Source organism: Sulfurovum sp. (assembly GCF_041551015.1).
GTDB lineage: Bacteria > Campylobacterota > Campylobacteria > Campylobacterales > Sulfurovaceae > Sulfurovum.
Window position 1 is genome coordinate 1 of sequence record NZ_JBFENQ010000138.1, and the last position, 4,376, is coordinate 4,376.

7 protein-coding genes are annotated in these 4,376 nt (G+C 33.8%); 2 read left to right on the top strand and 5 right to left on the bottom strand.

Translation table 11 applies throughout. The features are described 5' to 3' along the window. Positions 1-257: hypothetical protein (locus tag ABZC96_RS08485; RefSeq protein ID WP_373030443.1), on the top strand; the 257-nt coding region annotated here is incomplete at its 5' end. Positions 258-319: 62 nt separating this feature from the next. On the opposite strand, the gene ABZC96_RS08490 is transcribed toward ABZC96_RS08485, so the two are convergent. From ABZC96_RS08490 to ABZC96_RS08500, 3 genes are read right to left on the bottom strand one after another with little or no spacing between them, the layout of a single operon-like run. Then, positions 320-766, bottom strand: coding sequence for a DsrE family protein (locus tag ABZC96_RS08490; protein ID WP_373030445.1), 447 nt, complete (start codon positions 764-766; stop codon positions 320-322). A gap of 24 nt (positions 767-790) precedes the next feature. Next, on the bottom strand, positions 791-1,393 hold the full coding sequence (locus tag ABZC96_RS08495; protein ID WP_373030447.1) for a YeeE/YedE thiosulfate transporter family protein: 603 nt from the start codon (positions 1,391-1,393) through the stop codon (positions 791-793). A gap of 4 nt (positions 1,394-1,397) precedes the next feature. Further along, entirely contained in the window at positions 1,398-1,904 is a 507-nt protein-coding gene (locus tag ABZC96_RS08500) for a YeeE/YedE thiosulfate transporter family protein (RefSeq protein WP_373030449.1), read from the bottom strand. Positions 1,905-2,052: 148 nt separating this feature from the next. Here ABZC96_RS08500 and ABZC96_RS08505 point away from each other — a divergent pair, with 148 nt between their 5' ends. Next, positions 2,053-2,370, top strand: a complete 318-nt coding sequence (locus ABZC96_RS08505; RefSeq protein ID WP_373030451.1) for a hypothetical protein — start codon at positions 2,053-2,055, stop codon at positions 2,368-2,370. 624 nt (positions 2,371-2,994) lie between these two features. Here the strand turns inward: ABZC96_RS08505 and ABZC96_RS08510 are convergent. Then, positions 2,995-4,122 (bottom strand): hypothetical protein, encoded by a 1,128-nt coding sequence (locus ABZC96_RS08510; RefSeq protein ID WP_373030452.1) that lies wholly within the window; start codon positions 4,120-4,122, stop codon positions 2,995-2,997. Then, positions 4,109-4,376 (bottom strand): ATP-binding cassette domain-containing protein (locus ABZC96_RS08515; protein WP_373030453.1); only part of this gene is annotated, 268 nt, incomplete at its 5' end. The genes ABZC96_RS08515 and ABZC96_RS08510, both read right to left, overlap by 14 nt.

A 4,376-nucleotide genomic window follows, 5' to 3' on the forward strand; every position in this document is an offset into this window, starting at 1 on the left:
ATGATATCTTGATCATAAGTGAAAAAATTATTACTGAAAAAACGAAAGAAACTATTGCCAAAGCACAAGAACGTGCACCACTCAAATATGTACTGCTTCGAGATCCAGATGATTTAGAAGATAATGATATAAAGACTGACTCTGAGCATTTTATAAAACCTATTACACAAGAAAAGATATTTGATCTCATCGTGTCTCTTTATGATGATAAGTCTAGTACAGCCGAGAGTGATGTACCTCTGATAGAAAATGTATAATCTTGCAATGAAAACCTTATAAAGTTATATATTTTATAAGGTTTTTGAAATGAGGTAAGTATTTACTTAAATGTCATGAGAGCATAGCCTTTATTTTGGAAATCAATCGTATCTATAAAACTATTTTTTGATATGTTTATAAAAGGTAAAACTTCCTTTTTCTCAATTGCATGTGCATTCAATGACATAGCACAAACAATTATTTTTACCTTTTTCTTTTGAGCTAAACGCGTAATACTCTCTTGAGCCTTTTTGATATAAGATATATCCTCATCAGGAACTATTTCACCATAAACATTTGAAACCATAGGGACACATCCTCCATGAAGCGTGATCGCAAAATTTGCTTTATCACCATCTTTTTCAATCATGTTCATGGTTCTTTCTATCAAGTTCATACGTGTCATCACGAAACGCGCATCACTTGAACTACAATCAAAAACAGATTTATACTCTTGTGCTTGCACAAAACTGACTAAACCTATTACTAAAAAAATATATTTTTTCATTATTACTATGCTCCTATTATATTGTTATTTATTTATTTTATGTATATCAGCGGGATCTTCGTACTCTTTAGTTGGTAGTAAAAATGCAATGACCAATAAAATTCCGCTTACTGTTAAAACTGTTACTAATCCATGTCCTATAAAAAAATCCGGTAGTCTAATCTTACCTAAGTCTGGTCCTAAAATGTGTTTAATATAAGGATAGCCAAGAGTAAACGCCAGGCCACCAAACATTCCTCCAAGTACACCTATAAATGCATCAATTCGTCCTTCAGAAACTGAAACTAAAAATGCTGATGGACATTTACCTAAAATGACTAATCCTATTCCAAATAATATGGCACCTATGATAAGCCCACCCAATAGTGTAGGTTTAATATCATAAGTTGCATATCCCGATTGAACAAGAAAATAAAAACCCACACTCGAAAGGGCAACTGTAGTCATGGCCATTCTAGGAACCATAGTATCTTCAAATATCATAAAACCAGCCATTTTTTCAAACTTATCAAGACGTGAATATAAAATGATGGCTCCAAAAGCAAATCCTATAAGAAGTACCTTTAAAATAGAACCATGCTCTTGCTCCGCTACAACATCAAACATATCAATTATACGATCGATCATCATCTCATCCTTTTTTTCTTTTATAAAAAAATCTACCGGTGATCATACCTGTACTTAAAGCTACTATGGCAAATATCATACCACTTATAGCCAATTGACTACCACCAGATAATATATGTCCAGCATTACAACCCCCAGCTAATCTTGCTCCAAATACCAGAAGAAATCCAGCAATAAAGCTCCAAATCATACGGGAGGGAATGGAAGTGTTTTTTCGTTCTTTCCAAAGTGTAGGTATATAGCTTATATGAAATGTTTTGGTCACTACTGTAGACATAAATAGTCCTCCAAAAAATACACCTATAAGCATTACAGCTTCCCACGCACCAGATTTTTCTATCATTGCAGCATATTCGTAATGTTCTGTGTCCAGATCAAAGATAAAGTTTGCAAGATATGACATACCTGTTGAAGCGCCTATGGGACGATTAGCACCCCAGATCGAGAATGTATAATAAAATAATAAAGCCATTAAAAGACCACCAAGCCACCAAGGTATTGAACGAGGCATAATTTATCCTTCATATAAATCTATAAACGTTAAGTCCAACTTAACGTTTTATTATATGCATAATTTCCTTATATAAAAATTAAAACGTTAAGTTTAACTTAACGTTTTTTGCATATACTGTCATACAACCTTATAAAGGAGAAATAATATGAAAAAAATAATCAGCGTTGTTACACTTTTATTACTAATATCAATAAACAGTATGGCGGATGTCAAAAAAGGGCAACGACTATATAAAAAGAATTTCTATAAGACATGTGGATTTTCAGGTATCGTATTTGCTAGACATCATTTACAAGAAGAGTGGGAAGATATCTATGAAACCGGTAAATTCCCTGAGGAAGCAAAAATAATCTGCCCAGATCTCCCAATAGAAATAATCAAAGAAGAATATTTGAAAGATATTTTTGAATATTCGGTGAAATATGCAAAAGATGGAGTTCCACCTAATGGATGTAATGATTAAAAATAAACAAATAAGGAGTTATGTATGGAACTATGGAAAATAATAATATTATGCCTTGTTATTCTGTCTATTGTTGTAGGGGGGTATGTGTATATGTTCTTTCATATTATGAGAAGAGATCCAAAAGAATTAGAATTTAGAAAACACACTGGCCAAGATAATAGATTGATACCACCTAAAGATAAAAAATAATACACTTTATTAAAAAGCCACAAGTATATACTAATTTATTGTTTGTAGATGTATAAAATAAATATGATGGGATAGATTTTTTAAAAATTTCTGCTAAATATATAGCTCAGATCATTAATAGATATAAAATATGATGATACATTACATATTTTATATATAAATGTAGTGTTGCAGTATACTTCTTCTATCTCTGTTTTGATGCTGTCAATATATCTTAATAAATGCTAGATAAAACAAAAGATAATGCTCTAAAAAATAACTTTATAATCTAACAGAGACTATAAAGTTTATCTTTGTAACGACGTTTATGGAGTATAAATATGTAACCTCCTATAGAAAGCCTTATAAAATATACTATATAGAAACTTTTATAATGAAAACTATTAAAGAAAAGACACCCTCCAAAGTGTTTAAAAAGTGAATGAAAAAAGGTCAGTAGGTTGCTTTTAAACGAAGATAATAACTGTTTCCTATATTACCAAATTCACTTTCATCATCTCCAGTATAAAGCATAGCACCTGCGGACAGTGATGCATCATCACTGATGCTGTAGGTTATGAGTGGTGATATGAAACTACTTTGGTCTTCCGGACTATAGATCATGATTAATGCACCGTTGTAGAGTAGATTAAAGTCATAATAGGCTGATGCACCTACATAGTCAGATGAGAGGTGACGGTTATAGCTTAGACTGCTTTCTTGATAGTTGAGTATATCGTCAGCTTTGTAGGTTTCTGAAGAGTGTAGCCACTCTGCCATGACGGTAAGCCCATTGACAAAACCATAGTCTATCCCAAGTATGGTTTGGTAAAAATCTTTATCCAAAAGTTTGTCTTTATAATATCCGCCTTCGCTTCGCCACTCTATACCTGTATTAAAAAGGTTTCCTTCAAGTTCATATGCGAACATTTCAGCATCATTACTTGAATAGACATCGAGTGCTACATCACCAATGTTAATATTTCCTTTGATCCTTCCTGCATACTTGTAACTGCCATCATGACGTTTTGCAACCACTACCATTGCTTGACTCAGTTCATCCAGTGCGTAAGTATAGGAAAGGGAGAAATTACCATAGATCTGGTCAGGTTCAAGGGCAAGAGGGTTTCTGGGATTAAAGAGGTCAGTAGGCGTCCATATGCGTCCTACCCCCATAGTGATCTTTTGTAATCCTAAGACTACATGGTGCTTCTCATCTGCATAACCAACATTAAAACGGTGCAGTCGTCCAAACACTTCACCATTACCGTAATTTTTGGCATTGGTTTCTATGTCAAAAGGAGTATCTGCTTTGATCCCACGTAAAAACTGATATTCAAAGCTGTCAATATAATCTTCTCCATAGTAGTTATCTATATCTGCGATGATATGAGCAAACCAATTACCCTCTTTTATCTTATCAGTTAATCGTAGTCTATTATAATTGTAAAGAACTCTGTCATCATCTGGGGAGGGTACCTTTGATATTGTATAGTTCGTATTTTCTATGCTAATGTCATGTTCTACTGCTATGATAGGGACAGTCAAACAGAGCAAGGTTAGGTATTTAGCGATCTTCAATGACAACTCCATCATCCAAAACGATAATACGTTTTGACTGTTTTAAAACATATTTGTCATGTGAAGCGAAAATGACAGTGACATGTTCTTTTTCGTTGAGAGTACGCAGCATATTCATAAGGCGTTCACTGTTCTTTGAGTCCAAATTTGCTGTGGGTTCATCTGCAAGTATCAGTTTAGGACGCGAAGCAACGGCACGGGCTACTGCTACACGCTGTTGCTGACCACCGCTTATTTCACCGGGAAGTTTATCG

Bases quoted from the DNA above. Each gene is read 5' to 3' on its own strand.
- ABZC96_RS08490 (WP_373030445.1), bottom strand. From the start codon at position 766: ATGAAAAAATATATTTTTTTAGTAATAGGTTTAGTCAGTTTTGTGCAA.
- ABZC96_RS08495 (WP_373030447.1), bottom strand. From the start codon at position 1,393: ATGATCGATCGTATAATTGATATGTTTGATGTTGTAGCGGAGCAAGAG.
- ABZC96_RS08500 (WP_373030449.1), bottom strand. From the start codon at position 1,904: ATGCCTCGTTCAATACCTTGGTGGCTTGGTGGTCTTTTAATGGCTTTA.
- ABZC96_RS08505 (WP_373030451.1), top strand. From the start codon at position 2,053: ATGAAAAAAATAATCAGCGTTGTTACACTTTTATTACTAATATCAATA.